The 2,677-nt window shown below is 32.3% G+C and carries 2 protein-coding genes; both read right to left on the reverse strand.

Annotation, left to right across the window (positions count from 1 at the left end; translation table 11 throughout):
- Positions 1-268: 268 nt before the first annotated feature.
- Positions 269-1,528, reverse strand: coding sequence for a DNA cytosine methyltransferase (locus V7024_RS14155; RefSeq protein WP_335521063.1), 1,260 nt, complete (start codon positions 1,526-1,528; stop codon positions 269-271).
- A gap of 115 nt (positions 1,529-1,643) precedes the next feature.
- Positions 1,644-2,561, reverse strand: coding sequence for an NgoPII family restriction endonuclease (locus tag V7024_RS14160; protein WP_335521065.1), 918 nt, complete (start codon positions 2,559-2,561; stop codon positions 1,644-1,646).
- Between the last annotated feature and the right edge of the window lie 116 nt (positions 2,562-2,677).

Below are 2,677 nucleotides of genomic sequence, written 5' to 3' on the forward strand. Positions count from 1 at the left end.
ATATTAAATTTACTTTATCTAAATTAGCAAATGAAACAGCCATAAAAACATCCTTTACTAAAAGTCTTTACTACTATTTTAACTTTTAAAACGAAAAAAGACGATATTATGTAGAATATCATCTACATAATATCGTCTAAAGAACTCTACTATAAAAGGATAGATCCTTAAAATTTCTTCACTTGGACTTATCCTTCTAGCCTTTCTAAAACAAAGAAATTTAATTATATAAAAATCATTTCTTATATACCATTACTGTAGATATATATTATATATTAAAAATCAATTGATCCTCCCTATTTATCGGCTGACTCACCGCGTATTCAGCAATCGGTTTAACAATTGCACGAGCTAATAAAACAGGAACTGCATTGCCAATTTGTTTATAAATCTTGTCCAATCGACCATTCACACTCATTTTTTGGTTATCACCATCGCTAAATTTATACCAATCCGGAAATGTTTGAATGCGAGCAATCTCTTTTACCGACAAGCGACGATTATTCTCTTCACCATCTGGAAAAATCCATTTGTTTTTATCAACATTCTCCATTGGTAGTCCGCCTGGATGAATTGGAGCTTGTCGACCACTTGCTTGAATTGTAAAACTTTGTTGATCCCAATTTTTCTTACGATTACGACTCATAAATATTGTTGAATAAGAACCAGTAAAGTAAGGTCCTGGATCACTTTCCAAATCCCCAATTGCTTGTTTCAAAGTAACATATGGTAGTAACTCCTCATCTTCACCATGAGTCGGCTCAGGAAATTCATAAACAAACTCTAAATCGTTTCTCACACCAACTAAAAATACACGTTCTCTCAATTGTGGAACTCCATAATCACGAGAATTTACCAATTTGGTATATACACGGTACCCCGCAGCTTCAAAATCCTGCACAATTTGCTTGAACACTTCCCCTTTTCCAAGTGTAAGCATACCTTTAACATTTTCGGCAACAAAGAACTTCGGTTGGGTTTGCATTAAGCACCTAATAAAATGTAAATATAAAAAGTTACGTTCATCATCAACCAGTCGTGGACCAGCTTCACTGAAACCCGGACACGGAAATCCTCCTAATACAAGGTCTGCATTTGGAAACGTATGAACTTTTCTTATATCCTTATTGTGCAAATACACGTCTTGAGAAAAATTATTTCTATATGTTTGCAATGCTTCTCTAAAAAAGTCGTTGGCATATGTTTTATGAAAAATACTTTCATGACGAATAGCATTATAAATTTCTTTATTTTGAAAAGCTTCCATTGCTCGCTCTGTTCCTACAACAGCTTCTAACCCAGCTAACTCAACTCCTAAGTCTAATCCCCCAGCTCCACAAAATAAACTTATAACATTATATTTATTCTCGTTATAGCTCAGATCATTTTCATCAAAATCACTACGTGTATCGACCTCTTTTTGTCGTTCTTCTTCAATTTTTTGTAATAAGGTTTCCCTAACTTCTTCCAAGCTATAATCAGGAGCTGGTTTAAATTTCCCTCGACCTCGTTCATCTACCTTTACCATTTCACATGCTCCCTTCGACATTTCTATCAATTAGTTTACGTTTTTAAAGACAAATTATCAATAAGAAAGACCACCCAATCTAGGTGATCTTAATTAATTAAAAATTTTATGTTTTTTAAAATAGCGATAAACGCTCTGTACCTTGTGAAACTTCTCGAGTTTCTTCTAAAGATTTATATGCCATATGTATAACAACAACCTGTTCCTCTGCATTAGCGTTAGTTGGATGCGGAATTGTAACATTCTCTATCTCCACATAAGAGCTATTTTGAACAAACTGTTCAAACTCTTCTTTATTAGCATATGCTTCATACTTTTCCTTCTTTATAATAGCAATTACTGAAAACTCATTCTCCTTATCAAAAAGAATAATGTCCTTAAATGCTTTGATTGGATTTTGTAATAACCACATCGAACGAACGCGTAGATCAGTTAACCCTCTACTATCTATTTTATTAAATCTAGCTAATTCATTAGTTTTTGATGTTAATCCTTTAAATTCAGTTTCAATAATACTAGATAAACGTTCAAATACATTTTTATAAACTATATCATCTGCAGCATATACTTCGCCATCTACAAACCATAATAATTTGATTTTATTACTACTTTTTGGAATGAAACCAATAGAATACATCATATCCTTTTCAATCCACTTTCCACCATCACAAGTACGACATTCATTAGAAATACGCGAATCACTCTGTCTGAGTTTATTTTTAGGATATGAACTATTCAATTGCAGTTGTCCTGTGAGGGATTCTAATTTTTTCACTTCTACACCTTCACCATCTTTAATAACAAAATCAGGTGGATTAGAATCATTACCTAAATATGAAAAGTATTGCTCATGTATTTTTATTTTCTCTTCAATGTTTTCTGTATCAAATGCATTACAGTATGCATCTTTAACATAAAATTCCAGTGCAGTTCCCTGACTATTCATCCGATTTGATCCTGAGTATATATCTTTAATGTCATTATTTAAATAGGCTCCTAAATTCATAAGTGCATTTAATACATTAACATCCATAATATTCTCCCTTCATCCAGAACAAAAACTATATTTTCTATCTACGTAATATTCTACAAAAATATTCAAAAGTCTACCATAATAGATTATTAAAATGTCAGGCGTGTTGATTAGCC

The sequence above is a fragment of the Bacillus sp. JJ864 genome (assembly GCF_036963045.1).
GTDB classification, from domain to species: domain Bacteria; phylum Bacillota; class Bacilli; order Bacillales; family Bacillaceae_G; genus Bacillus_A; species Bacillus_A pseudomycoides_C.

Coding starts and splice junctions, on each gene's coding strand:
- V7024_RS14160 (WP_335521065.1), bottom strand. CDS start 2,561: ATGGATGTTAATGTATTAAATGCACTTATGAATTTAGGAGCCTATTTA.
- V7024_RS14155 (WP_335521063.1), bottom strand. CDS start 1,528: ATGGTAAAGGTAGATGAACGAGGTCGAGGGAAATTTAAACCAGCTCCT.